Here is a 24,789-nt window from a genome sequence, read left to right as displayed (position 1 = left end):
TGACCGGGTACAAGTTTTTTCCCAGTGTATTTTTTGGCTCAGTAAATATTGGTCTGGTACAGTTGAAGAGTGGAGCACAAGGCGGGACTGCGTGAGCGCAAGAAGAACGCGACCTGGGAGCTGTTGAGGAAGACCGCGCTCGAACTGTTCGAGGAGAGCGGCTTCGAAGACGTGTCCGTGGCCGAGATCGCCGCGGCGGCCGAGGTCTCGAAGGCCACGGTGTTCAACTACTTCCCGTCGAAGGAAGACCTCGTCATCGGCGGCATGAAGCACCACACCGGCGACGCCGCCCGGATCGTGCGCGAGCGCCCCACCGGGCAGACCCCGCACGAGGTCCTGTGCGGCCACTACCTCCACCTGCTGGAGCGCCGCGCGCCCCAGGTGGGACTGTCGGACAGCCCGGTGTTCCTGCGGGTGCAGCGCCTGCTCATCGCCACCCCGTCCCTGCTCATCAAGGCCATGGACTACCGCCGCCAGTCGGCGGTGCTCCTGGCCGAGGCGCTCATGGAGGAGGGGCACACCCCGCTCACCTCCCGGCTGGTCGCCTCGCAGCTGCTGCACACCCAGCACATCCTCGTCGAGGGCAACGTCAGGCGGATCCTGGCCGGCGACCCGGTCGAGGAGATCCACGCGGCGGCCGTCGAGGCCGCGGAGCACGCCTTCGGGCTGCTCGAGCACGGCATCGGCGACCTCATGCGCCGCGAGACGCCGCCGCCTCCGCCCGACGCCTCCTACGGCCCGGACGGCTGCCGCGTCGACTACCTGCACCATGTCGAGTCCGAGGTCGGTGCGGCCGCGGAGCAGGTCCTCGCCGAGCCCGTGGACGACATGCTGCAGACCCTCACCGACCCGGGGCGCCGCTGAGGCGGCACGTATGCGACTCCCGTTACGCCAGTGCCGTACGGTGACTAAACTGCGGCCTATGTCCTCACTCGACCACCTCGTGCTCGCCACGCCCGACCTCGCGGCCACGGTCGCCGAAGTCGCGCGCCTGACCGGGACCCGGCCGGTCCCCGGCGGCGCCCATACCGGCCTCGGTACCAGGAACTTCCTGCTCGGCCTCGGCGAGGGCGGCTACCTCGAGATCATCGGCCCCGACCCCGAGCAGGGGACGCCGGAGGCGCCGCGGCCTTTCGGGATCGACAACCTCAGCGAGGCCCGCCTGGCGACGTGGGCCGTGCGCGTGGACGACATCGACGCGGCCGTCGCGGCCTCCCGCGAGGCCGGATTCGACCCGGGCGAACCGCACGCGATGTCGCGGCAGACCCCGGGGGGCGAGCAGCTCTCCTGGAAGCTCACGCTCGACGTCGAACGCGGCCAGACCGGGCTCGTCCCCTTCCTCATCGACTGGGGCCGGGCCGCGCACCCGGCGGCGAACCTGCCGGTCGTGCCGCTGGTGAGCCTCGAAGCCGTGCACCCGCACCCCGAGCGGGTCGAACCGCACCTCACGGCCGTCGGCGCGAAGCTCCCCGTCAAGGCCGGGAACCGGCCCTCACTGGTGGCTACGGTCTTCGGCGAGACCGGACTCGTGGTCCTGCACTGACGCGGGCCGAAGGCCGCTCCCGTCGCGGGAGCGGCCTGTCGTCCTAGCCGTTGTTCGCGGGCGCTTCGCCCGAAGGCGGCTCACCGGAGGGCATCTCGCCCGAAGGCGGCTCGCCCCCGCCGCCTGAAGGCGCGGCACCGCCGCCGCCCGCCTCGGTCGAGGTGTCCACGCCCACCGCCAAGGTGACGGTGTAGCCGTTCGCGACGTCGCCGGACACGGTCCCCATCTGGGACTCGCCGCCGTCGTCGCTGAAGATGTTGTCCGACTCCAGCGTGATCTGCGCCAGGTTCTCGACGGAGCTCTCGTACCCCTCCTCCGCGTACACGGTCTCGCAGACGTCCTCGGGGAACGCCAGCTGCGACGTCGCGATCGCATTGGCGCTGTCGGTGATCGACGCCTCGTCCGGGTACACCTCGAAGTGGACGTGCGGCCAGCGGCCCGAATAGCAGCCCGGGTAGACCGAGGTGAAGGACACGACGCCGTCCGCGTCGGCGATCTGCACGCCCCGCAGGAAGTTCTCGCTCTCCAGCCCTTCGCCGTACATCGAGTACTCGCCTTCGCGGGTGCAGTGCCAGGCGTAGACGGCGACGCCCTCGAACGGCACGTTCCCGTTCGCCATGTCGTACACCGTGAACTGCAGGGTCAACCGCACCCCCTCGGCGGTCGCGCTGCCCGTGCCGAAGCTCGACCGGATGTCGCTGCGCACGATGCCGCTCTCCTCGAGCACGTCCGGCCCGTTCGAGCCGTCACCCGGGTACGGCCCCGCGGTCTCCTCCGGGATCTCGGCCAGGCCCCCGGTGGAGGCCGACGCCTCCGATCCGGACTCCGTGTCCGCGGCACCGCAGGCCGCGAGCCCCGCCACCGCGGCGCCCGCCCCGGCGAAGAGCACCCCGCGGCGGCTCAGGAGCGTCCCGATGTCGAATTGCAGGCCCTGGTCGACCAGCTCCTCGTCCCGCTTCGCGTACTGACGGCCCTCGTACGTCGGCGTCTCCAGCTGCTTCTTCCTCACCGTGTGCCCCTTCCGGCAGTTCGTCCACCGAATGATGCGGGCGAAACCATCGCCCGCACTCGGAGCCGTGTCAAAGGAACCTCGGAGAAACGGGGCCTACGCGGGCCGGGACGCCTTCAGCGAGTACATCAGCGGCAGCCGCGGCCGCCCCTCCGGCAGCCTGAAGTACCCGTCCTCGCCCCGCACGAGCTCGGGGAACTGCTGGAACACCGTCACCTCGTGCTCGTGCAGGAACTCGAGCCGCAGTCCGGCGGCGCAGATCGCCGAGACGATGTCGCCGAGCGTGTGGATCCGCGCATAGCTCAGGTTGTCGATGGTCTCCGCCTCGATCTCGACGTACGAGCCCGGCTCGTCCGTGACCAGCGCATCGGAGCGGAAGTAGTCCTCCTTGGCCTCGGTCACGCTCTCCCAGCCGAACACGTTCAGGAACGGGTGGAACTCGGCCAGGTACAGGAAGCCGCCCGGCGCGACCAGCGACGCGGCCGTCGCCGCCCACCGCTCGATGTCCGGCAGCCAGTACAGCGCCCCGATGCCCGTATAGACGATGTCGTAGTCCTCGTCCGGTACGGCCGCGGGTGCCTCGTACACGTCCGAGACCACGAACACCGCGCGGTCGGCGAACCCGATGTCCGCCGCCAGGCCCCGCGCGACCACGATCGCGGGCGCGGAGAAGTCCAGCCCCACCACGCTCGCCGCACCCCGGCGCGCCCACGAGAGCGTGTCCTGCCCCATGTGGCACTGCAGGTGCAGGAGGCGCTTGCCCGTGACGTCGCCGACCTCGGCCGCCTCGAAGTCGCGGATCTCGTCGCGCCCCGCGCGGAAACCCTCCTGGTCGTAAAGGGCGCTGGCGGCGTGCAGCGGGACGCGCTCGTCCCACATCGCGCGGTTGGCCGCGATCCATGCCGCGGCGTGCTCGTTTCCGCTCGTCATGGCCACACTTTCGCAGCGCCGCGGACGGGCGGCAAGCGAATCGCTAAACGCGCTTGCTGCGCGCCCCGGGGAAGTCCGAGACGAAGGACCAGCCGAGGTGCTCGTACAGCGCCCGGCCGTCGTCGCTGCCCACGAGCAGCCCGAACCGCATGCCCTGCGCGTAAGCGTTTCCCGACAGCGCCCGCATCATGAGCGAGCCGAGGCCGCGGCGCTGGTGGGCGGGGGCGGTGACGACCTTGTCGAAGACGCCGAACGTTTCGTCGCGGCCCAGGCGCGCGGAGCCGGCCAGGTCGCCGTTGCGGTGGAACACGCGCGCGACGGTGAGCGGGCCCTCGGTCTCCAGCAGGAGCCGGTACTCCTCGGGCACCGCGTATGGGTCCTGGGCGAACTCGACGGTCATGAGGTGGCCGCCCTCGTCCATAGTCCAGGTCGAGGGCACCGCCGACGCGAGCAGCGCGGAGGGCCCCGCGATCATCACCTGATGACCGGGCTCGTCGAGCCGGGCCGCGGTGGCGGCCAGCGACTCCGGGGTGTACGTGTGGAGGACCTCGCGGACCTCGGTGCTGGGCGGCCCGACCGCGACCCGGAACCCGCCGTCGATCGGCTCGGGACGGGCGGTGGTCCGCGAGTGGGCGCGGCCGCGGCCCCAGGCCATGACGAGGTCGGGGAGGGCGTGGCCGGTGGGCGTGGTGGTCATTGGGGGCTCCTTCGCGTCGGGGACTGGCACGACTCTATTGCAAGTATCTTGCAACAAGGGTCCGACGGTCCAGGAGTGTGGCGGAGGGAATCGTCGGTGGCGGCGCGTACGCTCGGGGCGGTTCGCACGAGGGACGGGAGTCAAGGTGAGCAATGCAGGCGACGGCCTCACACGGTGCCCCTGGGGTGAGACCCCCGAGGTCTACCGGGACTACCACGACCAGGAGTGGGGCCGCCCGATCCGCGGCGACGACGCCTTGTTCGAGCGGGTCAGCCTCGAGGCCTTCCAGTCCGGCCTGTCCTGGCTGGTGATCCTGCGCAAGCGCGAGGCGTTCAGGAAGGCGTTCGCGGACTTCTCGATCGCGAAGGTCGCCGCGTTCACCGAGGCCGACGCGGCGAGGCTCCTCGGCGACGCGGGCATCGTGCGCAACCGCATGAAGATCGACGCGACCATCGCGAACGCCAAGGCCGCCGCCGAGCTGGACGGCGGACTGAGCGACTTCGTGTGGTCCTTCGCCCCCGAACCGCGGGCGCGCCCGGCGCGGATCACCGACGTGCCCGCCGTGACCCCCGAGTCGACCGCGCTCGCGAAGGCGCTCAAGAAGCGCGGCTTCAAGTTCGTCGGCCCCACCACCGCCTATGCGATGATGCAGGCGATCGGCATGGTCGACGACCACCTCGCCGACTGCCACGTGCCCGCGCGCTAGAGCCGGACCGGTGAGCGCCGGCCCGGATGGCGTGTCAGCCTGCGGACGCGGTGGAGCCCCTGACGACGACGCGGCACTGGACGGTGTGGACGGCGCGGCCGTGCTCGGCGTCGATCGCCTCGAACAGGGCCCGGGCGGCGGCGCGGCCGAGCTCCTCGAGGTTCATGTCCACACTGGTGAGCTGCGGGCGGGCGCCGGTGGCGAGCACGTCCCAGTTGTCGAAGCCCATGACCGCCACGTCCTCGGGGACCCGGCGGCCGCGCTCGCGCAGCGTGTCGAGCACGCCGCGGGCGACCTGGTCGGAGCCGCACAGCACGGCGTCGACGTCAGGTTCGCGGTCGAGGAGCATTCCGGCGGCCGCGCGGCCCCAGCCCTCTTCCCAGGCGCCGTAGGCGACTTCGCCCACGAGCTCCAGGCCGGCGGCGTCGAGGGCGGCCTGGGCTCCCGCCGCGCGGTCGCGGGCGGCGCTGTACTCGCGGTCGCCGCTGATGTGCGCGATCCTGGTGCGGCCGCAGGCGATGAGGTGCTCGACGGCCATGCGGCCGGCGTTCACGTTGTCGGGCACGATCGAGAGGTCCTCGGGCGCTTCGGAAGGGGCGTAGGCGTACACGACCGGCACGTCAACGGCATCGGCCAGGGGCGGCCGCGGGTTCGTGGAGGAGCCCACCACGATGAGGCCGTCCACGCGGCGGCTCAGGAGCGCCTGCACATGGTGGCGCTCGCGGATCGCGTCGCCGCGCGCGTCGCACAGGAACACCGACACCTGGCCCGCGCCGAACGCGTCCTCAGCGCCCATGAGGATCGGGAGGCTGAAGCGGCCCACGAGGTCCGAGGTGAGGAGCCCGACGGTGCCCGTCCGGCCGGCGAGGAGCCCCCGGGCGAGGGAGTTGGGGGAGAAGGAGAGCTGCGCGGCGGCCTGCATGACCCGCTCGCGGGTCTGGGGGTGCACGTGGTTGCGTCCGTTGAGCGCCTTGGAGGCCGTCGCCACCGAGACGCCCGCCAGTCGGGCCACATCGGACAGTGTGGCGGCGCGCGTGCCGCGCGGCGCGGGGGTTCGGGCCACTCGTCCTCCTTCTGCCGGAGCCCGGGCCGGCGCCGCCCGCGGCGGCGGCCGGATTTCCTCCGGGCTGGGCTCGACTGTAGCCGACCGGCCGAAACGTTGCCGAACCGGCTTTCGGTCCGCTCCTCGGAGTGAATTCATGGCGATCAATGCATTGACATCGCTGCGGCGTGACCCATAGCATCGGTGGCGACGCAATGACCGAAAAGCTTTTCGGACCCTTTCGGCCCCTCGGCACGCCCCGCATCCTTCCCCGGAGGCACGCAATGGTGCATCGCCCCACGTCCACCCGACTCCTCGCCACCGCCGCATCCCTGGTCCTCGCTTCCGGCCTCGCGGTCGCCGCCGCCGGGCCCGCCTCGGCGCAGCAGACCATCGGCTACCCCGAGTTCACCGGCGGCGACGCCGTTCCGCCCGAGCCGGTGCCCTACGACGTGAACGGCATGATGCCCGCCATGTTCGAGGCCGAGGCCGACGGCACCGACTTCTGGATGGACCGCCTGCTCGCCCGCGAAGGCGCCGACCCCGCCGGCGACCAGTGGCTCATGACCCGCGGCCGGGCCCTCCTCATGCGCGTCCACGACCCCGACGTGATCGGCTTCGGCGGCCAGCTCGCCTACTACGACCCGTTCTTCGACCGCGCCTCGAACACCGACGGCTTCACGATCGACATCGGGGACGCCGACTTCACCGAGGTCCCCGCCCAGCGCCGCCAGACCCCCAGTCACTGGACCAGCGTCCACGAGGGCGGCGACCTCACCGCCGAAGTGCAGAAGTTCATCACGGACGAGAACGTCGCCGTCGCCAACGTGACCGTGCGCAACGACGGCGCCGCCGCCACCGTGCCGGTCCGCGTCGACTCCGACTTCGCCTGGCAGGCGTCGGGAGACGAGCTCACCGGCGTCCTCGACGTGCAGAACTCCCGCGGCGAGCGCCTCACCACCGTCTTCCCGCGCCTCTCCGGCACCGGCCTCGCCCCCGAAGCAGGCGCGCTCACGGGCGAACTCGAACTCGCCCAAGGCGAATCGGCCACCTTCAAAGTCCAGCTCGGCATGGTCGCCACCGAACTGCCCGGTTCGACCACCGAGTACGAGGCCTACAAGGCGGCCGCCCCGGACGACGCCTTCGCCACCCACGTGCAGACCTACAACCAGTGGTGGGCCGACAACCTCCCCTACTTCGACGTCCCCGACGAGGCCCACAAGAAGTTCATCTACTACCGCTGGTGGCTGATGCGCTACAACTACCTCGACGCGGACATCCCGGGCAACGACTTCCAGTTCCCCACCTCGATCGAGGGCGTCACCGGCTACAACAACGCCATCGCCCTCACCGTGCCGATGTTCATCGACGACCTGAAGTACCTGCGCGACCCCGCGTACTCCTACGGCCCCTGGGTCTCCACCGGCGAGTCCTCCGAGGGCGGCCGCTTCATGGACAACCCCGGCGACCCCGAGAACTGGTCGAACTCCTACACGCAGTACATCGCCGAGGCCGCCTGGCGCTCCTACCAGGTCCACGGCGGCCCCGAGGAGGTCGCGGGGCACCTCGCCCGCTACGCCGAAGGCGACGTGAAGGGCCAGCTCGAGGCCTTCGACTCCAACGGCAACCACCTCATCGAGTACGACTGGGGCGCGATGACCGGCAACGACGCCGACGCCGTCTCCTTCCACTGGCGGGACGGCGACCTCGACCGGGCCGAGTCCGCCTACCAGTACTCCGGCGCCATGGCCGCCGCCGAGGCCTACGAGCTCGTCGGCGACACCGCGAAGGCCGCCGAGATGCGCGCCCTCGCCGAGAGCATCCAGACCGCCCTCACCGAGGTCCTCTGGAACCCCGACACGCAGCTCTTCGAGCACGTCCACGTCGAATCCGGCGACCACGTGCCGTGGAAGGAGATCAACAATTACTACCCGTTCTCCGTGGGCGCCATCCCGAACGAGGCCCCGTACACCGACGCGCTCCGCCTCTTCGAGGACCCGGACCAGTACCCGGTCTTCCCGTTCTACACCGCCAACCAGGCCGACAAGGCCGAGGCCGCCGAGCAGGGCGATCCGGGCTCCAACAACTTCTCGCAGATCAACTCGACCGTCCAGTTCCGGCTCTTCTCCTCCGCGATCCGCGACTACGACCAGGACTCCATCACGCCCGAGGACTACAAGCAGCTCCTCTACTGGAACGCCTGGTCCACCTACATCGGCGGCGACACCGCCTGGCCGGACGCGAACGAGTTCTGGGCCGACTGGAACCCCGCGAACGAGTCGATCGACTACCGCTCCTGGATCCACCACACCACCCTCGGCTCCAGCATCTGGACCTATGTGGAGGACGTGGCCGGCTTGCGCCCCCGCACCGACGACAAAGTGGAGCTCTCCCCGATCGACATCGGCTGGGACCACTTCACCGTCAACAACCTCCGCTACCGCGACTCGGACCTGAGCATCATCTGGGACCGGCCCGGTGACGGCAAGGTCCACTACCAGGGCATCCCCGAGGGGTACTCCGTCTACATCGACGGCAAGCGCGCCTTCACCCTCGACAGCCTCGTCCCCGCCGTCTGGGACCCCGACACCGGCAGGGTGGCGCTCCCCGAAGGCGGCAAGACCCTCAAGAGCAAGAAGATGAAGGACCTCTCGGCCCCCGAGGAGGTCGAGCTCGACGGCCGCGTGGTCGATGTGTTCAACAAGGCCGGCGCCGACCTCGAAGGCGACGCCGAGAACCTCGCCGAAGGCCGCACCGCCACCGCCTCGCACACCGCGAACGGCAGCAGCGTCGCCGGCGCCGTGGACGGCACCACCGTCAACGCGCCCTACTGGTCCAGCGCCGGTTCCGGCAACGACACCGACTGGTACGAAGTGGACCTCGGCGGCACCGTGCGAGTCGATGAGGCCCGGCTCTACTTCTACCGCGACAGAACCGTGGACGGCCTCGCCGAACCCGCCGTCTACCAGGTCCAGTACCACGACGGCACCGACTGGGCGACCATCGAGGACCAGGCCAAGACCCCCGCGGTCCCGCAGGCCAACTACAACCTCGTGCAGTTCCCCGAAGTGAGCACCGACCGCATCCGCGTCCTCATGGACCACCAGGACGGCCACGCCACCGGGCTCAAGGAAGTCCAAGTGGTGCACAGCGGCCACGGCGCCGAACCGCCCGCGAACACCGCGCCGTACGCGCTCGCCAGGCAGGACCTCCAGTTCCGCCAGCCGATGCAGGCCCGCCTCACCGGCACCGTGAAGGACGACGGCCTCCCGCTCAGCGGCGCCCTGACCTCCGAGTGGTCCATGGCCGCGGGCCCCGGCGCGGTCGTCTTCGAGGACCCCGCCGCCTCGGCCACCATCGCCACCTTCACCGAGCCGGGCACCTACACGCTTGAGCTGACCGCGAGCGACGGCACCGCCGAAGCGACCTCCACAGTGGATGTCGTGGTCGCCGAACCCGACGACCGCACCAACGCGGCCCTCTTCGCCGCGCCCACCGCCTCCTACACCTCGCCGTGGGAGAACGTCACCGCGGTCAACGACGGGCTCGACCCGCCGCGCTCCAACGACGGCGGCAACCCGCGCTGGGGCACCTGGCCCGAGGAAGGCGAGCAGTGGGTCCAGTTGGACTGGGACACACCCGTCCGCGTCGACTCAAGCGACATGTACTTCCTCGACGACGGCGGCGGCGTCCGCACCCCGGCCTCCTGGAGGCTCCAGTACCGCGACGGCGAGACCTGGAAGGACGTCACCACCACCGACGCCTACGGCACCGCCGCCGACCAGTACAACCAGGTGGCTTTCGAGCCCGTGACCACCACCGCGCTCCGGGCGGTCCTCCAGAGCGGCGGCGCCAGCGTCGGCGTCCTCGAATGGAAGGCCTTCGCCGAAGCGCCGCAACAGGTCCGCGCGGTGCACCAGCCCACGACCGTCGGCAGCGTGCCCGACCTCCCGCCCACGGTGACCTGCGTGTACGCCGACGGCACCCGGCTCGAGCAGCCCGTGGTCTGGCAGCAGCTCACCCCGGGCGACGTCGACGAACCCGCCACCCATGTCGAAGTCGGCGGCCTCGTCACCGGCCTCGCCCTCCCCGCCCAGGCCACCGTCCATGTGCGACTCCACGACCAAGTGGCGATCACCGCGCTCGAAGCGGAGGCGGTCACCACCGTCGCCGGTTCCGCGCCCCAGCTGCCGCCCACCGTCACCGCCGTCTACAACGACGGCTCGAAGGACAACGTCAGCACCGCCGTGACCTGGGAGGCGGTCGATCCGGCCGACTACGCCCAACCCGGCACCTTCACCGTCCAAGGCACCATCGCCGGCACTTCCATAGCCGCCGAAGCCACCGTCATCGTCGTCAGCTGATCTCCCACCGGCACCTAGGAGACCTCCCATGCATCCCAACGCAGTCAGACGCATGTTCGCCGCCGCGCTCGCCGCGGCCCTGGCCTGGACCCTCGTCCAGACCGCGACCCCGGCGCAGGCCCAGCAGACCGTGAACGTCGCCCGCTCGGCGACCGCCTCGGCCTCCTACACCTCCTCGTGGGAGTCCGTCGCCGTGGTCAACGACGGGGTCGAGCCGCCCGGCTCCAACGACGCCCAGAACCCGCGCTGGGGCACCTGGCCCCAGACCGGTTCGCAATGGGTGCAGCTGACCTGGGCGTCCCCGGTCACCGTGTCCGCCTCGGACCTCTACTTCTTCGACGACTCCTTCAACGCCGGCCCCGGCGGCGTCCGCGTCCCGGCGAGCTGGCGCATCGAGTACCTCAGCAACGGGGCCTGGACCGGCGTGAGCGGCGCCAGCGCCTACGGCACGGCCGCGAACGCGTACAACCACACGAACTTCAACGCCGTCACCACCACCGCGCTCCGCGCGGTCCTCCAGAGCGGCACCGCTTCCGTGGGCGTCCTCGAATGGAAGGTCTGGGGCCAGGGCTCGGCGGCGCAGGCGGGCAACCCGATCGTCAGGAACGTCTTCACCGCCGACCCGGCGACCCTGGTCGTGGGCGACACCATGTACGTCTACTCGGGCCGCGACGAGGCCGCCGCGAACCAGCAGGCCTTCGTGATGGACGAGTGGCACGTGTTCTCCTCCAAGGCCCCCGACAACGACCCGGCGGCGTGGACCTCGCACGGCGCGCGGCTCTCCCTGTCCACCTTCGCGTGGGCCGGGGCGAACGCGTGGGCGTCCGAAGTGGTCCAGGGCCCGGACGGGCGCTACTACTGGTTCGTCTCCGTGGACGGGGCGACCGACAACGGCTGGATGAACATCGGCGTCGCGGTGTCGAACAGCCCGCTCGGCCCGTTCGTCGACGCGATCGGCGCCCCGCTGATCTCGGACTCGACGCCGAACTCCTCGGCGCTCAACATCGACCCGACGGTGTTCATCGACGACGACGGCCAGATCTACATGTACTGGGGCTCGTACTGGCAGCCGCGCATGGCGAGGCTCAACCAGAACATGACCTCGCTCGCGGGCCCGGTCACGACCCCCCAGGGCCTGACCGAGTTCTGGGAGGCCCCTTGGATGTTCGAGCGCGACGGCACCTACTACATGGCCTACGCCTCCAACGGCGGCTCGGGCTGCGTGACCAGCTCGGCCTACGCCTGCATCCGCTACGCGACCGCCGCGAGCCCGGCCGGGCCGTGGACGCACCAGGGCGTGGTCCTCGGCCAGGTCACCGCGACCACCAACCACCCGGCGATCGAGCAGTTCAACGGCCAGTGGTGGATGGTCTACCACACCGCGGACGCGCCGGGCGGCGGGAACTTCCGCCGCTCGGTCGCGATCGACCCGCTCTACTTCAACGCCGACGGGACGATGCAGCAGGTCGTACAGACCAGGGGAGCTTGATGCATCGCAACCGCCGCAATGCACTCCGCGCGGGCGCCTCGGCGTCCGCGGCTCCCGCCGGGCTCATCGCGAGCCCGGCGGGGGCCGCCCCGCGGCCTCCGGGTCCGGACAGCAGCGGCCCGCAAGCCGGAGACCGTTGCTGAGAACGTCGAGCTCCGTGCCGTTCCACCTCGGGAACCGCGACCCGTACCACCTCTACCGGCGGCGGCGACAGCCCTCGCCCGAACCCCTTTGATCCCTTACACAGAGGAGACCGGATATGCGAATGGACAAGCGCCCCTCACGGGCCGTGCGCGCGGGGGCGGCGGTGGCCGCCGCGGCCCTGCTGGCCGCCGGGTGCGGCGACGGAGGCCCGAACGGCGAGGGCGGCGGCGAGGTCGTCCTCGAAGGCGTCGACGACGGCACCACCCTGACCATGTGGACGCGCGCCGCCACCGAGGCCCAGTCCCAGGCCCTGGTGGACGCCTACAACGCGAGCCACGAGAACCAGATCGAGCTCACCGTCATCCCCACGGACGACTACCAGACCCGCGTCGGCACCGCCGCGGGCAACCAGGAGCTCCCCGACCTGTTCGCGCTCGACGTCGTGTTCGCTCCGAACTTCACCACCGCCGGCGCCTACCTCGACATCACCGACCGGATCGACTCGCTCGAGTTCAAGGACGCCCTCGCGCCCTCGCACCTCGACGTCGGCACTGTGGACGACCGCCAGTACCTGGTGCCGCACACGCTCGACCTCTCGGTCCTGTTCTACAACAAGGCCCTCTACGCGCAGGCCGGGCTCGACCCCGAGCAGCCGCCGACCACCCTGGCGGAGTTCGCCGAGCACGCCCGCGCCGTGGACGCGCTCGGCGGGGACGTGAACGGCACGTTCTTCGGCGGCAACTGCGGCGGCTGCTTCGTCTTCACCTGGTGGCCCACGCTCTGGGCCGAAGGCGTCGAGGTCATGAACGAGGAGGGCACCGCCTCACTCCTGGACTCCCCTGAGGCGCAGGAGCTGTACGCGACCTACCGCGGCCTCGTCGAAGACGGGGCGGTCGCCCCCGGCCACAACGAGGAGACCGGCGCGACCTGGGTCTCGCTCTTCCCCGAAGGGAACATCGGCGTCATGCCGATGCCCTCCACGATGCTCGGCCTCATGCCCGAGGACCTGGACATCGGCGTCGCCCCCATCCCGGGCCTCACCGGCGGGCAGTCCACGTTCGTGGGCGGCGACTCGATCGGCATCAGCGCCAACTCCGAGCACGCGAACCAGGCGTGGGACTTCCTGCGCTGGAGCCTCGAGGAGGAGCAGCAGGTCGAGCTCCTCGCCGCCAACGGCGACGTCATGGCCCGCACCGACCTCGGCGACAACGAGTACTACGCGGACAACCCGAACGCCGTCATCATGAACGACCTCGTCCAGGTCGGGCGCACCCCCTACTCGCTCAACTTCGGCCAGACCTTCAACGACCCGCAGGGCCCCTGGCTCCCGCTCGTCCGCGAAGCGGTCTACGGCGAGGCGGGCGCCGACCTCGCCGACCTCAACGGCGACGTCACGGCCTCACTGGCGAACTAAGACAGGACCAACTCCATATGCGACACTCGCGCAAGCTGGCCGGCGCCCTCTACGCCGCCCCCGTGGCGGTCTTCGTGCTGGTCTTCTTCATCGCGCCGCTGCTGCTGGTCGGACGCATGTCCGCGTCCGACTGGCCGCTGCTGGCCGGCGACCTCGGCCTCAACATGCCCGACAACTACACCGGGATCGCCGACAACCCGCTGTTCTGGCCCGCCGTGGGCTTCACGCTCAAGTACACCGGGATCGTCGTCGTCCTCCTCATCGGACTCTCGCTGCTCCTGGCGCTCATCGTCGCCGACCGCCGCAAGGGCACCGGCTTCTTCCGCACCGCCTACTTCCTGCCCACCACGCTCGGGCTCGCCTCCGCGTCGCTGCTGTTCTTCGGGTTCTACAGCCCCGCCATCGGCCCGCTCGACCCGCTCCTGGAGGCGCTCGGCCTCGGCCCGGTCTCATGGCTCGGCACCCCCACGGCCGCCCTCTGGTCCACAGTGGTGCTCATCGTGTGGAAGTTCGCCGGGTTCTTCATGATCATCCTGCTCGTGGGCCTCCAGTCGATCCCGCCGGACGTCTACGAGGCCGCCCGCCTCGACGGCGCCAACCGCTGGCAGTCCTTCCGGCACGTCACCGTCCCGCTCCTGCGGCCCGCGCTCGGACTCGTCCTCATCCTGTCCGTCACCGGCTCGCTCCTGGCCTTCGACCAGTTCTTCATCCTCACCAAGGGCGGCCCCGACAACTCCACGGTCACCGTCGTCCAGCTCATCTACCGGGAGGCCTTCCAGCGCTTCGACCTCGGGGCCGCCGCCGCGATCTCCGTCGTCGTGCTCGCCGCGCTCGTCGTGGTCAACATCGGCCAGCTCCGCGCCCTCAGAAAGGACACCTGATGCGTCCCAAGCTCTGGAGCACCTCGTACTACGTGCTCGCCGGGGGTTTCGCCGTCCTGTTCCTGTTCCCGCTCGTCTGGACCGGCTACGCCTCGGTCGCCCCCGCCGGGGCCACCAGGCAGCAGGACGGCTACGGCCTCGGCAACTACGCCGGCCTCCTCGAATACGACGCCGGACTCGGCCGCTACCTGTGGAACAGCACGTACGTCTCGGTCCTCACCGTCGCGTTCACCCTCGCGCTCGCCGTCCTCGGCGGGTACGCGTTCGCGCGGTTCACGTTCCGCGGCAAGGACACCCTGTTCATCGTGACCCTCGCGATCCTCATGGTCCCGTACTCGACCCTGCTCATCCCGCTGTACTCCATGCTGGGCGACCTCGGCCTGCGCAACAGCCTCACCGGGCTCGCGCTCGTCCTCACCCTCTACCAGCTGCCGTTCGCGGTGTTCATGATGCGCATCTCGTTCGAGGCCGTGCCCAAGGAGATCGAGGAGTCCGCGATGTGCGACGGCGCCGGCACCTTCGGCGTCCTCACCCGGATCATGCTGTTCGCCGTGTGGCCCGGGCTCGTCACCGTGGGGCTGTTCTCGTTCCTCGCCGCCTGGAACGACTTCATCGCCCCGCTCATCCTCGTCAGCGAGGCCGACAAGGCCGTGCTGCCGGTGGCCATCGCCAACCTGCGCCAGCAGTCGATGGGCGCCGTCGACTTCGGCGCCACGCAGGCCGGCGTGGTCGTCATGGCCCTGCCCTGCCTGGTGCTCTTCGCACTCCTCCAGCGCCACTACGTCCGCGGATTCATGTCAGGAGCGATCAAAGGATGACGACACCCGTCGTACCCGGGCGCGGAACCCTGCGCCCGCTCGGCCTCCACGAGGTCCGCCTGACCGGCGGGCACTGGGGTGAACGCCAGGCCGTCAACGCCGCCAACACCATCGGGCACTGCCTGAACTGGCTGGAGCGACTGGGCTGGATCGACAACTTCACCCGGGCCGCCACCGGTGCGCCCTTCGACCGGGCCGGACGCGAGTTCTCCGACTCCGAGGTCTACAAGCTCGCCGAGGCCATGGCCTGGGAGATCGGCCGCACCGGCGACCCCGGGCTCGAAGCCGACTTCACCCGCCTCACCGCCGCCGTCGCCGCCGCCCAGGAGGAGGACGGCTACCTCAACACCATGTTCGGCCACCCCGGCCAGGCGCCGCGCTACTCCGAACTGGAATGGGGGCACGAGCTCTACTGCTACGGCCACCTCCTCCAGGCCGGGGTCGCGCGCCTGCGCTGCCACGGCGAGGACGACTTCACCCGGCTGTGCCGCCGCGCCGCCGACCACGTGTGCGAGGTGTTCGGCCGCGGCGGCGTCGAGAAGGTCTGCGGGCACGCCGGGATCGAGGCGGCGCTGGCCGAGTTCGCCCGCGCCACCGGCGAACCCCGATACTTGGAGCAGGCACGGCGCTTCATCGAGCGGCGCGGCACGCACACGCTCGGCGACGGCGGCTTCGGCCGCGCCTACTACCAGGACGACGTGCCGGTGCGCGAGGCCGAGGTGCTGCGCGGCCACGCCGTCAGGGCGCTGTACCTCGCGGCCGGGGCGGTGGACGTCGCCGTCGACACCGGCGACGAGGAGCTGCTGGAAGCCGTTCGGCGCCAATGGGACGCCACCGTGCGGCGCCGCACCCACCTCACCGGCGGCATGGGCTCGCGCTACATCGACGAGGCCTTCGGGCCGGACTTCGCGCTGCCGCCGGACCGGGCCTACTCGGAGTCCTGCGCTGGGGTCGCGGCCGTCATGACCGCGTGGCGGCTCATGCTCGCCACCGGCGACACGGGCTACGGCGACCTGATCGAGCGGGTCGCGTGGAACGTCCTCTCCGGGGCCGCCGCCCCGGACGGGCGGTCGTTCTTCTACGCCAACCCGCTCCACGTGCGCACCGTCGACCAAGCGCCGCCCTCGGACGGTGCCCTCCCGCACCAGGCGGCGGGCGGGCAGCGCGCGCCGTGGTACGACGTGTCGTGCTGCCCCACCAACCTGGCCCGCACGTTCGCGCAGTTCGCGGTGTACCTGGCGACGGCCGACGAGTCCGGGGTGCAGATCCACCAGTACGCTCCGGCATCGATCGACACGGTCGTGGCCGGCTCGCGGTTCGCGCTCACCGTGGCGACCGCCTACCCGGACGACGGCACTGTGGTGGTCCGGGTGGAAGCCAACCAGGGCAGTGAACGCACCGTCTCGCTCAGGGTGCCGATGTGGGCCGAGGGCGCGAGCGTCACGGGTCCCGACGGCGCGGTCCGCGGGGTCGAGGCCGGCGCCGCGGCCACGGTCACCGCGGCCTTCGCGCCCGGCGACGAGATCCGCCTGCACCTACCGGTGGCCGCGCGATGGACCGTGCCGGACCCGCGCATCGACGCCGTGCGCGGCTGCGCCGCGGTCGAACGCGGCCCGGTCGTGCTGTGCGCGGAGTCGTGGGACCTGCCCGGCGGCGCGGACGTGGCGGAACTCACGGTCGACGCCTCGGTCGCGCCGGTCGAACGGGACGGCCGCGTCTACGTCGCCGCACAGGTGCACGACCGCGACGGCGCCTGGCCCTACGGACCGGCCACACCGGACGAAGAGGGGAAGGCCGCCGAGGTCGCGCTGATCCCGTTCCACCGCAGGGCGACCAGGGGTCCGGCGTCCATGCGCGTGTGGCTGCCGACCGGCTGACGGGAACGGGCCGGTGCGACCCGCACTCCGGGCCGCACCGGCCCCTCGTGCCGGGCGGGCCGGAGAAATCAGGCAGAACGTCGCACTGGGAGTCCAAGTGCCGCATGGTCTTGCACCTTTAGGATGAAATCCTTCGGGGTGGGTCGAGCAAAGGCGGGAACTGCATAATGAGCGAGCTGCTGGAATTCCTGGGCACGGCGGAGCGGGCGGCCGAGACGGCCGTCGCGGTGATCCGGGAGGGGATCGGGCGCGAGCGCTCCATCAGCGGCAAGGGCGACCGGGACTTCGCCACGGACCTCGACTACGCCGCCGAGGACGCGGTCCGCGCCTTCCTCGAGCGGGAGACCCCGGCGATCCCGCTGCTGGGGGAGGAGCGGGGCCGCACCGGCGACACGGAGTCGCACTACGAATGGGTGCTCGACCCGATCGACGGAACCATCAACTTCGCGCACGGCTCGCCCATGTTCGGCGTCTCACTCGCCTTGGTGCGCAACGGGATGCCGGTGGTCGGCGTCGTCCACGCCCCGATGTCCGAAGAGCGCTTCAGCGCCGCGCTCGGCCACGGCGCGGCCCTGAACAAGCAGGCGCTGCACTCCACCGGCCCGGCCGAGCTCGCCGAGGCCGTGGTCGCCATGGGGGACTTCTCGGTCGGCCCGGACGCCGACAAGCGCAACCTCCGCCGCCTCGCCACCCTCCAGCGGATCGTGCCGAAGGTGCAGCGCATCCGCATGCTCGGCACCGCCGCCCTGGACATGTGCTGGCTCGCGGCCGGCCGGGTCGACGCGGTCTTCCACGAACGCGTCAACCTGTGGGACGTCGCGGCCGGGACCGTGATCTGCCGCGAGGCCGGCCTGCTCGTCACCGACCTCGACGGCGTCGACTACGGCGACGGGGCCCTCTCGGTCCTCGCCGCCGCCCCGCACCTCCACCGGGCGCTCCTCGCCGAACTCGCGTGAGCCGCAAGGAGAGCACGCCCTGACCGGGGTCAGTCCCTCCGCTCGGGCGGCCCGCCGTGCCGTTCCCGGTAGGCCGCCGTGATCTCGCCCTCCACGTCCTCGCCGCCGTGGAGGCGGACGAGCAGCGGCACGAGCCAGTGCAGTCCCGTCGCGTCGAACTGCCTCGCGAACAGCGGATGCACGCCGGTCCGCGATTCGTCGAGGACGTTCGCGACGTGGACCAGGCCCCCCGCGTTGATCTGATGCGGCCCCTCCGAGAACGAGAGGACGGAGTCGCGGCCGGCGGGGTGGATCCCCACTTCCACGGGCCACGCGCCGGGCGGTGTGCGCCCGACGACGATGAAGCGCTTAAGGGTGCGAGTGCGGCGGTGCTTCCTTCGCTTCATGCGCTCACGCGGCGAGCGCCCGCTCGCCTGTGCCTCAAGTCGCGAGCGCCTGCTCGCCTGTGCTTCACGCGGCGAGCGCCTGCTCGTCGTACGCCTTCCGGGCCTCGATGATCTCGGGCTGGTGGCGCTCGGCCCAATCGAGCAGGCCCGTCAGGTGCCCGTACAGCTCCCGCGCGCTCGGGGTCGCGCTGTACTCGACCTTCGGCGGCACGGTCGGGTAGACGGTGCGCTCGAGCAGGCCGTCCCGTTCGAGGTTCCGCAAGGTCAGGGTGAGCATCCGGCGGCTGATGCCGGGGACCGAGCGCTCGAGCTCGGTGTAGCGCACCGGCTTCCGGATGGCCGCGACCAGGATCGAGACCGACCACTTGCCCGCCACCCGGTCGATGATCTGGACGATCGGGCAGGCCTCGGCCTGCACGTCGGACTTCGGCAGGACGCAGTCGTCGTCGTTCATCGGTCCACTCCTCAGCAGCGGTGCGGCGCCTCGGGCCGAGACCAGGGGCGCCTATGTCGCACGTCACATGCAGGGAAAAGGCCGGTCGACCTGGACAGGAACATCCCTGTACCCCCTGGCACATGAAAGTGCCTTCTTACGGATCGCTCCATTGGAACACATGATTACCCCAGGAACAAAACGTTCCCCTAGCTGAGCTTCCGAGCCGTCCCAACAGGAGAACCCGATGTCACCCATTGCAGCGCAGAGCCTTCGCACCCGTTGGCTCGCGGTGATCGCACTCGCGGCCGCCCAGGTCATGATCGTCCTGGACCAGAACATCGTCAGCATCGCCCTCCCGGCCATCCGCGAGGACCTCGCGTTCAGCCAGGCGAACCTCGTGTGGACCGTCAACGCCTACGTGATCCCCTTCGGCGGCCTGCTGCTCCTCGCCGGCCGGCTCGGCGACCTCGTCAGCCGCAAGCAGGTGTTCCTCGCCGGACTGGCCCTCTTCACCCTCGCCTCCGTCGCGGCGGCGCTGGCCGATTCGCAGGGCTTCCTGCTGGCCGCCCGCTTCGTGCAGGGCGTCGGCGGCGCCATCACGGCCGCCGGTCTCCTGGGCATGATCGTCACGATCTTCCCCGAACCGCAGCACCAGGTGAAGGCCATCGGCGTCTACGGCTTCGCCTCCGCCGGCGGCGGCGCCGCTGGCAGCGTGGTGGGCGGCGTGCTCACCGAGACCCTCGGCTGGGAATCGGTCTTCTACGTGAACCTCCCGCTCGGCCTCATCGTGGCCGCGATGGCCTGGAAGCTCCTGCCCGCCGACCGCGGCATCGGCCTGAAGGCCGGGGCGGACGTGATCGGCGCGGCCCTGGTGACCTCCGGCCTGATGCTGGCCGTCTACACCCTGATCGAGACCGAGCGGTACGGCCTCACCTCGGCCCGCACCCTGGGCATGGGCGCCCTCGCGATCGCGCTGCTCGCCGGGTTCTTCGTCCGCCAGGCGAAGGCCGCCTCGCCGCTGATCCCGCTGCGCATCCTGTTCTCCCGCAACGTGGCCGGGGCGAACCTCTCGCAGTCGCTCATGGTCGGCGCGGCCTTCGGGTTCATGTTCTTCACAGTCCTCTACCTCCAGCAGGTCCTCGAGTTCGCGCCGCTGGCGGCGGGCCTGGCGTTCCTGCCCGCCCCGATCGTGATCGCGGTGGTCTCGATGGCGCTCGCCCCGCGGCTCCTGACCCGCTTCGGGGCCCGCCCGATGGTGCTCGCCGGCCTCTCGCTCATGGTCGTCGGCTTCATCCTCTTCGCCCAGATGCGGGCCGACGGCAACTACCTCGTCGACGTCCTGCCCGGCATGATCACCGCGCCGCTCGGCTTCGGCCTGGCGATGCCCGCACTGATGACCCTCGGCATGGCCGACTCGAAGCCCGAGGACGCCGGGGTCACCTCCGGCCTGTTCAACACCGCCCAGCAGGTCGGCGGCGCGGTCGGCCTCGCGGTCATCAGCACCGCGGTCTCGGCCCGCACCGGGACGCTCCTCGACGGCGGCTCGGCGCAGGCCGAGGCCCTCACGGGCGGCTTCCGCCTCGGGTACGGCATCGCCGCCGGCCTCGCGGCGGCGGCCCTGGTCATCGCCATCACGGTCATCAAGACCCGCAAGACGGCCGGCGCGGCCGAACCGGTCCCGGTCGCCATCGGCTAGGAACGCGAACGCCCGGGGCCGCCTCCACGCGTGGAGGCGGCCCCGGGCGCCTCACCGTTCAGCCGGGGAACATGACGGCCCAGGCGGGGACGTGGTCGGTGAGCCAGACGCCGTTCTCGGACTTGTAGAACGTGTGGCCCGCTCCGGCCATCCGCTTGGCGTCGATCACGAGGATCACGGGCTTGCCGCGCCGCGAGCCCACCTTGACCGCCGTCTCGCGGTCGGGGGAGAGGTGCACGTGGTGCCGGTCCATGGCCTTGATGCCCTCTTCGCGGATCGTCGCGACGAAGCCGCCGGCGGTCCCGTGGTAGAGCACGGGCGGCGGCACGGCCGGGGTGAGATCGAGGTCCACGTCCACGGTGTGGCCCTGGTTGGCCCGGATCCTGCCGTCCCGCATGGCGAACCGCTGCTTGTCGTTGCGGGCCACGACCTCTTCCAGCTCCTGGCGGGTGACCTGGAAGTTCCGGTCGGCGAGGGCCTTGAGCAGCACGTCGACCTCGACCCAGCCGTGCTCGTCCAGCTCGATCCCGATCCGCTCGGGCTCGTGGCGCAGGTGCCGCGAGAGGTACTTCGAGACCTTCACCAATCGCCGATCGTCCACTTCGCTCTCCATTCTCGCCGAGGGGAACGCCAGATTATCGCGCCGCCCTACAGCAGCGCCAAGGAAAACAGCAGGGCCAGCGCCGGGAGCAGGCCCTGCTTCAGCGCTGCCGGGGCCATCGACCGGTCCGTCAGGACCAGGACGAGCGCCGCGGCGAGCATCGAGCCGCACGCGGACACGATGAGCGTCATGCCCACGGCCGCTTCGGACCTCACGACCGCGACGCCGACGAGGGCCCCGATCGCGAGGAACAGGTTGTACCAGCCCTGGTTGAACGCCCAGGGCCGGACGGCCTCCACGTCTTCGGCGGCTACCCGGAATACGCCGCGGTGCACCTTCGGATCGGAGAACCGCAGGGACTCCATGACCCAGATGTAGGCGTGCAGGAGGCCGGCGAGGCCGGCGAGGATCTGGACGGCGATGAGCATGCCAGCATTCTCCACGACGCGGTGCAGGCATGTCGCCGGTCAGGTCCGATCCGGGTTCAGGGGCCTTCGAGTGCGAGCAGGTCGGGGGGCACGAGGGTGCGCGTGCGCGGCGGCTCGGTGACGAGGTCGTGTGAGCATGTCGCCCGCCGGCTCCTCGACGTCGGTTCTGGCAGCCGCACTCCGGCACCACTCGCCGCTGTGGCCGGAACCACGCGTCAAGTATTTGCACTGCGTGCGTCGTTGCACTTAGTGTAATCACCATGTCCGCGACACCCGCGCCCGTCGACCGCCGCGCCGCCTTGAAGGCCAGGAGCCGCAAGGCGATCCTCGACGCCGCCGCGGCCCTGATGCGCGAGCGCCGCTCCACCCACTTCTCCGTGGACGAGCTGGCCGCCGCCGCCGACGTCTCGCGCCGCACCGTGTTCAACCACTTCGACTCTCTCGAAGCCGCGGTCACCGCCGCGGCCGGGCGCATGCTCGTCGACATCGTCGACGCCATGGAGGCCGAAGCCGCCAGCGCCTCCGGCGATGACGCGACGGTCCTCGGCGACCTCGCCGCGGCGGGCTCGGCCGAGCACCTCGTGCCCACCGTCGCCTACCTCATCGAAGTCCTCGGCGGCACCGTTGAGGAGCAGTCCGAACGCGGGGCCGTGCTCATGCAGCGGGCCGTCGCGCTCTTCACCGAGCGGATGTCGGCCTCGATCGCCAAGCGGCACCCGCGCGCCGACGCGCTCCAGGTCGCCCTCCTCGTCTCCGCCTTCTGCGGCGGCCTCCTCGGCCTCGTCGAGCGCTGGACCGCCGCCACCGGCGGCACCGACACCGCCGCCTCCCGCCGGGTCTGGAACGACCTGCTCGATCACCTCGTCGCCGTCCTGCGCGAACCCGAAGCCTGACCGATCCTCAGCAACCCGAAAGGCCGACATGGCTGAATTCCTGTACCGCGTGGGCCGCTGGTGCGCCCGCCGCGCCAAGACGGTCATCGCCGCCTGGGCACTGCTCCTGGCCGCCGCCGCGGCCGCGTTCGCCCTCTTCGGCGGCACGCTCACCACCGCGTTCTCCATCCCGGACACGCCCACCGAGGCCGTGACGGAGCAGCTCAAGGACGCCATCCCCGCCGCCGCGGGCGGCACCGGCACCATCGTCCTCAGCACCGCAAGCGGTGAGCCGTTCAGCGCGGAGCAGCAGGCGCAGATCAGCGACCTCGTCGCCCGCGCCGGCGACCTCGACGGCGTCGAGACCGCCGTCGACCCGTTCGCGACCGAGGCCGAACGCGCCGCCCAGGCGCAGGCGATCGCGGACGGGCGCACCCAGATCGAGACGGCCCGAGCCGAACTCGACGCCGCGCAGGACCAGCTCGACCTCGCCCGCGAGCAGGCCGGGGACTCCGCGGAACTCGACGCCCAGCAGGCCCAGGTCGACGCCGGGCTCGCCGAACTCGACGCCCAGTCCGCCGCGCTCGAGCAGGGCGCGACCCTGCTCGACCTCGCCTCGGGCATCACCCTGGTCTCCGCAGACGGGAGCGCCGCCGTCGTCTCCATCGCCTTCACCGAACCGCAGATGGAGGTCACCCCCGAGACCAAGGCCTCGGTCACCGACCTCTTCGACGACGACCCGATCGACGGCGTCGAGGCCGACTACTCCTCCGACATGCTCGAATCAGTGCCGAGCGTCTTCGGCGCCGGCGAGGTCGTCGGCCTCGTCGTCGCGGCCGTGGCCCTGATCGTCATGCTGGGCACGCTCATCGGCGCGGCGCTGCCGCTGCTCACCGCTCTCGTCGGCGTCGGCGTAGGCGCCATGACCACGATGTCGCTCTCCGGCGTGATCGACATGGCCTCGGTGACCCCGGTCCTCGGCCTCATGCTCGGCCTCGCCGTCGGCATCGACTACGCGCTGTTCATCGTCAACCGCCACCGCCGCCAGCTCAAGGAGGGCTACGACCTCGACGAGTCGATCGCCCTCGCCACCGGCACCTCCGGCAACGCCGTCGTCTTCGCCGGGGCCACCGTCCTCATCGCGCTGGCGGCCCTGAACGTCACCGGCATCCCGTTCCTCGGCCTCATGGGCTCGGTCGGCGCGCTGTGCGTCGCCGTCGCGGTCCTCGTCGCCGTCACCTTCATACCGGCCCTGCTCTCCTTGGCGGGCATGAGGATCCTGCGCCGCTCCGAACGCGCCGCCCTCGACGCCGAGCACCCGGCGCCCGGGACCGCCGGCGGCCCCGAGGTGAAGGCCATGCGCACGCCGAGCGCGCTCCTGCGCGTGCTCGTGGGCATCGGCGCGCTCCTGGTCGTCGCGATCCCCGCGATGGACATGCGCCTCAACCTGCCCGACGGCTCCTCCGAAGCGCACGACACCACCCAGTACCAGGCGTACGCCACGGTCGCCGAACGCTTCGGCGAAGGCCAGAACGGGCCGCTGCTCGTCGTCGCGACCCTGCCCGGCAGCCCCGACGAGGCCGCCGCGCAGGCCGCCCAGCTGCAGATCGCGCAGGCCGTCGCCGACCAGGACGGCGTCGTCGCCGTCGCGCCGATCGGCACCTCCGAGGACCGCACCGTCGCCGCCTTCCAGGTCCTGCCCGAGTCGGGCCCGACCAGCGAGGCGACCGAGGCGCTCGTGCACACCCTGCGCGGCCTCGAGATCGACGGCGTCGACTCCATCGGCGTGGCGGGCAACGCGAGCGGCAACATCGACATCTCCGAGAAGCTCTCGGACGCGCTCCCGGTCTACCTCGGTGTCGTCGTCGGCCTCTCGCTGCTCATCCTCATCCTGGTGTTCCGCTCGATCTTCGTGCCCGTGGCCGCCACCCTCGGGTTCGTCCTGAGCTACTTCGCGGCCCTGGGTGGCGTGGTCGCGATCTACCAGTGGGGCTGGCTCGCCGACGTCTTCGGCGTCGACAGCCCCGGGCCGATCCTGAACTTCCTGCCCACGCTCCTGGTCGGCATCCTGTTCGGGCTCGCCATGGACTACATGCTGTTCCTGGGTTCGGGGATGCGCGAGGCCTACGCCCACGGCGTCCCCGCGCGCCTGGCCGTCGTGCACGGCCTGCGCGCCGGGCGCTCGGTCGTGACCGCCGCCGCGATCATCATGATCGCCGTCTTCGGCGGGTTCGTGTTCTCGCACTCGGCGATGATCCGGCCCATCGGGTTCGCGCTGGCCTTCGGCGTGCTCGTGGACGCGTTCCTGGTGCGGATGCTCATCATCCCGGCGCTCATGCACCTCTTCGGCGACAAGGTCTGGTGGCTGCCGAAGTGGCTCGACCGCCTGCTGCCCGATGTGGACGTGGAGGGCGCGGCGCTGGAACGCCGCCACCCGCACGCCGACCGGGAGTCCGTGACGACTTCGTAAGCGGCGCAAGGGCCGGGGCGGGGGGGGGGG

The 24,789-nt window shown here is 71.1% G+C and carries 21 protein-coding genes; 13 read left to right on the top strand and 8 right to left on the bottom strand.

The genetic code is table 11. The annotated features are described in order from the left end of the window. The first annotated feature begins 69 nt into the window (after positions 1–69). Positions 70–864 (top strand): TetR/AcrR family transcriptional regulator, encoded by a 795-nt coding sequence (locus tag O2L52_RS03320; RefSeq protein WP_270113897.1) that lies wholly within the window; start codon positions 70–72, stop codon positions 862–864. Between the two features lie 58 nt (positions 865–922). Further along, on the top strand, positions 923–1,543 hold the full coding sequence (locus tag O2L52_RS03315) for a VOC family protein (protein ID WP_270113896.1): 621 nt from the start codon (positions 923–925) through the stop codon (positions 1,541–1,543). Positions 1,544–1,586: 43 nt separating this feature from the next. Here O2L52_RS03315 and O2L52_RS03310 read toward each other — a convergent pair whose 3' ends face one another. The 3 genes from O2L52_RS03310 to O2L52_RS03300 all read right to left on the bottom strand — a co-directional run bounded on the left by O2L52_RS03310 (position 1,587) and on the right by O2L52_RS03300 (position 4,179). Beyond that, positions 1,587–2,552 (bottom strand): intradiol ring-cleavage dioxygenase, encoded by a 966-nt coding sequence (locus O2L52_RS03310; RefSeq protein WP_270113895.1) that lies wholly within the window; start codon positions 2,550–2,552, stop codon positions 1,587–1,589. A gap of 96 nt (positions 2,553–2,648) precedes the next feature. After that, positions 2,649–3,482, bottom strand: coding sequence for a class I SAM-dependent methyltransferase (locus tag O2L52_RS03305; RefSeq protein ID WP_270113894.1), 834 nt, complete (start codon positions 3,480–3,482; stop codon positions 2,649–2,651). 43 nt (positions 3,483–3,525) lie between these two features. Continuing rightward, positions 3,526–4,179: a GNAT family N-acetyltransferase gene (locus O2L52_RS03300; protein ID WP_270113893.1), complete on the bottom strand. Its 654-nt coding sequence runs from the start codon at positions 4,177–4,179 to the stop codon at positions 3,526–3,528. 145 nt (positions 4,180–4,324) lie between these two features. Here O2L52_RS03300 and O2L52_RS03295 point away from each other — a divergent pair, with 145 nt between their 5' ends. Then, the gene (locus O2L52_RS03295) at positions 4,325–4,885 is read left to right on the top strand and encodes a DNA-3-methyladenine glycosylase I (RefSeq protein ID WP_270113892.1); all 561 of its coding nucleotides are present in this window, start codon (positions 4,325–4,327) and stop codon (positions 4,883–4,885) included. Between the two features lie 34 nt (positions 4,886–4,919). Here O2L52_RS03295 and O2L52_RS03290 read toward each other — a convergent pair whose 3' ends face one another. Continuing rightward, complete coding sequence (locus O2L52_RS03290) at positions 4,920–5,948, bottom strand: LacI family DNA-binding transcriptional regulator (RefSeq protein WP_270113891.1); 1,029 nt, start codon at positions 5,946–5,948, stop codon at positions 4,920–4,922. Positions 5,949–6,211: 263 nt separating this feature from the next. Between O2L52_RS03290 and O2L52_RS03285 the strand changes: the two genes are divergently transcribed. The 7 genes from O2L52_RS03285 (at position 6,212) to O2L52_RS03255 (ending at position 17,870) form a co-directional block, all read left to right on the top strand. Next, positions 6,212–10,291 carry a galactose-binding domain-containing protein gene (locus O2L52_RS03285; RefSeq protein ID WP_270113890.1) on the top strand — a complete coding sequence of 1,360 codons (4,080 nt, stop codon included), beginning with the start codon at positions 6,212–6,214 and terminating at the stop codon, positions 10,289–10,291. Positions 10,292–10,319: 28 nt separating this feature from the next. After that, complete coding sequence (locus O2L52_RS03280) at positions 10,320–11,780, top strand: family 43 glycosylhydrolase (protein WP_270113889.1); 1,461 nt, start codon at positions 10,320–10,322, stop codon at positions 11,778–11,780. 265 nt (positions 11,781–12,045) lie between these two features. Continuing rightward, on the top strand, positions 12,046–13,338 hold the full coding sequence (locus O2L52_RS03275) for an ABC transporter substrate-binding protein (RefSeq protein ID WP_344472532.1): 1,293 nt from the start codon (positions 12,046–12,048) through the stop codon (positions 13,336–13,338). 17 nt (positions 13,339–13,355) lie between these two features. Further along, the gene (locus O2L52_RS03270; protein WP_270113887.1) at positions 13,356–14,219 is read left to right on the top strand and encodes a carbohydrate ABC transporter permease; all 864 of its coding nucleotides are present in this window, start codon (positions 13,356–13,358) and stop codon (positions 14,217–14,219) included. Beyond that, positions 14,219–15,037, top strand: coding sequence for a carbohydrate ABC transporter permease (locus tag O2L52_RS03265; RefSeq protein WP_270113886.1), 819 nt, complete (start codon positions 14,219–14,221; stop codon positions 15,035–15,037). The genes O2L52_RS03270 and O2L52_RS03265 overlap by 1 nt, the downstream gene beginning before the upstream one ends. After that, positions 15,034–16,914, top strand: coding sequence for a glycoside hydrolase family 127 protein (locus tag O2L52_RS03260; protein WP_270113885.1), 1,881 nt, complete (start codon positions 15,034–15,036; stop codon positions 16,912–16,914). Before O2L52_RS03265 ends, O2L52_RS03260 begins: the two co-directional genes overlap by 4 nt. A 167-nt stretch (positions 16,915–17,081) precedes the next feature. Continuing rightward, on the top strand, positions 17,082–17,870 hold the full coding sequence (locus tag O2L52_RS03255; protein ID WP_270113884.1) for an inositol monophosphatase family protein: 789 nt from the start codon (positions 17,082–17,084) through the stop codon (positions 17,868–17,870). Positions 17,871–17,899: 29 nt separating this feature from the next. On the opposite strand, the gene O2L52_RS03250 is transcribed toward O2L52_RS03255, so the two are convergent. After that, positions 17,900–18,256, bottom strand: a complete 357-nt coding sequence (locus tag O2L52_RS03250; RefSeq protein ID WP_270113883.1) for a hypothetical protein — start codon at positions 18,254–18,256, stop codon at positions 17,900–17,902. A 64-nt stretch (positions 18,257–18,320) separates the two neighbouring features. After that, on the bottom strand, positions 18,321–18,710 hold the full coding sequence (locus O2L52_RS03245) for a winged helix-turn-helix transcriptional regulator (RefSeq protein WP_270113882.1): 390 nt from the start codon (positions 18,708–18,710) through the stop codon (positions 18,321–18,323). Positions 18,711–18,936: 226 nt separating this feature from the next. Here O2L52_RS03245 and O2L52_RS03240 point away from each other — a divergent pair, with 226 nt between their 5' ends. Next, positions 18,937–20,388: an MFS transporter gene (locus tag O2L52_RS03240; RefSeq protein ID WP_270113881.1), complete on the top strand. Its 1,452-nt coding sequence runs from the start codon at positions 18,937–18,939 to the stop codon at positions 20,386–20,388. Positions 20,389–20,446: 58 nt separating this feature from the next. On the opposite strand, the gene O2L52_RS03235 is transcribed toward O2L52_RS03240, so the two are convergent. Both O2L52_RS03235 and O2L52_RS03230 read right to left on the bottom strand, forming a co-directional pair. Then, positions 20,447–20,989: an RNA 2'-phosphotransferase gene (locus tag O2L52_RS03235; protein WP_270113880.1), complete on the bottom strand. Its 543-nt coding sequence runs from the start codon at positions 20,987–20,989 to the stop codon at positions 20,447–20,449. A gap of 47 nt (positions 20,990–21,036) precedes the next feature. Continuing rightward, positions 21,037–21,417, bottom strand: coding sequence for a DUF1304 domain-containing protein (locus tag O2L52_RS03230; RefSeq protein ID WP_270113879.1), 381 nt, complete (start codon positions 21,415–21,417; stop codon positions 21,037–21,039). Between the two features lie 260 nt (positions 21,418–21,677). On the opposite strand from O2L52_RS03230, the gene O2L52_RS03225 reads away from it, so the two are divergent. Further along, positions 21,678–22,310: a TetR/AcrR family transcriptional regulator gene (locus O2L52_RS03225; protein ID WP_270113878.1), complete on the top strand. Its 633-nt coding sequence runs from the start codon at positions 21,678–21,680 to the stop codon at positions 22,308–22,310. Positions 22,311–22,338: 28 nt separating this feature from the next. After that, on the top strand, positions 22,339–24,759 hold the full coding sequence (locus O2L52_RS03220; protein ID WP_270113877.1) for an MMPL family transporter: 2,421 nt from the start codon (positions 22,339–22,341) through the stop codon (positions 24,757–24,759). Positions 24,760–24,789: the final 30 nt, after the last annotated feature.

The sequence above is a fragment of the Glycomyces algeriensis genome, from assembly GCF_027622855.1.
Taxonomy (GTDB): Bacteria; Actinomycetota; Actinomycetes; order Mycobacteriales; family Micromonosporaceae; genus Glycomyces; species Glycomyces algeriensis.
This window is presented reverse-complemented; position numbering and strand designations above follow the sequence as displayed.

Coding starts and splice junctions, on each gene's coding strand:
- O2L52_RS03230 (WP_270113879.1), bottom strand. CDS start 21,417: ATGCTCATCGCCGTCCAGATCCTCGCCGGCCTCGCCGGCCTCCTGCAC.
- O2L52_RS03260 (WP_270113885.1), top strand. CDS start 15,034: ATGACGACACCCGTCGTACCCGGGCGCGGAACCCTGCGCCCGCTCGGC.
- O2L52_RS03225 (WP_270113878.1), top strand. CDS start 21,678: ATGTCCGCGACACCCGCGCCCGTCGACCGCCGCGCCGCCTTGAAGGCC.
- O2L52_RS03265 (WP_270113886.1), top strand. CDS start 14,219: ATGCGTCCCAAGCTCTGGAGCACCTCGTACTACGTGCTCGCCGGGGGT.
- O2L52_RS03300 (WP_270113893.1), bottom strand. CDS start 4,179: ATGACCACCACGCCCACCGGCCACGCCCTCCCCGACCTCGTCATGGCC.
- O2L52_RS03305 (WP_270113894.1), bottom strand. CDS start 3,482: ATGACGAGCGGAAACGAGCACGCCGCGGCATGGATCGCGGCCAACCGC.
- O2L52_RS03275 (WP_344472532.1), top strand. CDS start 12,046: ATGGACAAGCGCCCCTCACGGGCCGTGCGCGCGGGGGCGGCGGTGGCC.
- O2L52_RS03245 (WP_270113882.1), bottom strand. CDS start 18,710: ATGAACGACGACGACTGCGTCCTGCCGAAGTCCGACGTGCAGGCCGAG.
- O2L52_RS03220 (WP_270113877.1), top strand. CDS start 22,339: ATGGCTGAATTCCTGTACCGCGTGGGCCGCTGGTGCGCCCGCCGCGCC.
- O2L52_RS03270 (WP_270113887.1), top strand. CDS start 13,356: ATGCGACACTCGCGCAAGCTGGCCGGCGCCCTCTACGCCGCCCCCGTG.
- O2L52_RS03250 (WP_270113883.1), bottom strand. CDS start 18,256: ATGAAGCGAAGGAAGCACCGCCGCACTCGCACCCTTAAGCGCTTCATC.
- O2L52_RS03240 (WP_270113881.1), top strand. CDS start 18,937: ATGTCACCCATTGCAGCGCAGAGCCTTCGCACCCGTTGGCTCGCGGTG.
- O2L52_RS03285 (WP_270113890.1), top strand. CDS start 6,212: ATGGTGCATCGCCCCACGTCCACCCGACTCCTCGCCACCGCCGCATCC.
- O2L52_RS03255 (WP_270113884.1), top strand. CDS start 17,082: ATGAGCGAGCTGCTGGAATTCCTGGGCACGGCGGAGCGGGCGGCCGAG.
- O2L52_RS03280 (WP_270113889.1), top strand. CDS start 10,320: ATGCATCCCAACGCAGTCAGACGCATGTTCGCCGCCGCGCTCGCCGCG.
- O2L52_RS03315 (WP_270113896.1), top strand. CDS start 923: ATGTCCTCACTCGACCACCTCGTGCTCGCCACGCCCGACCTCGCGGCC.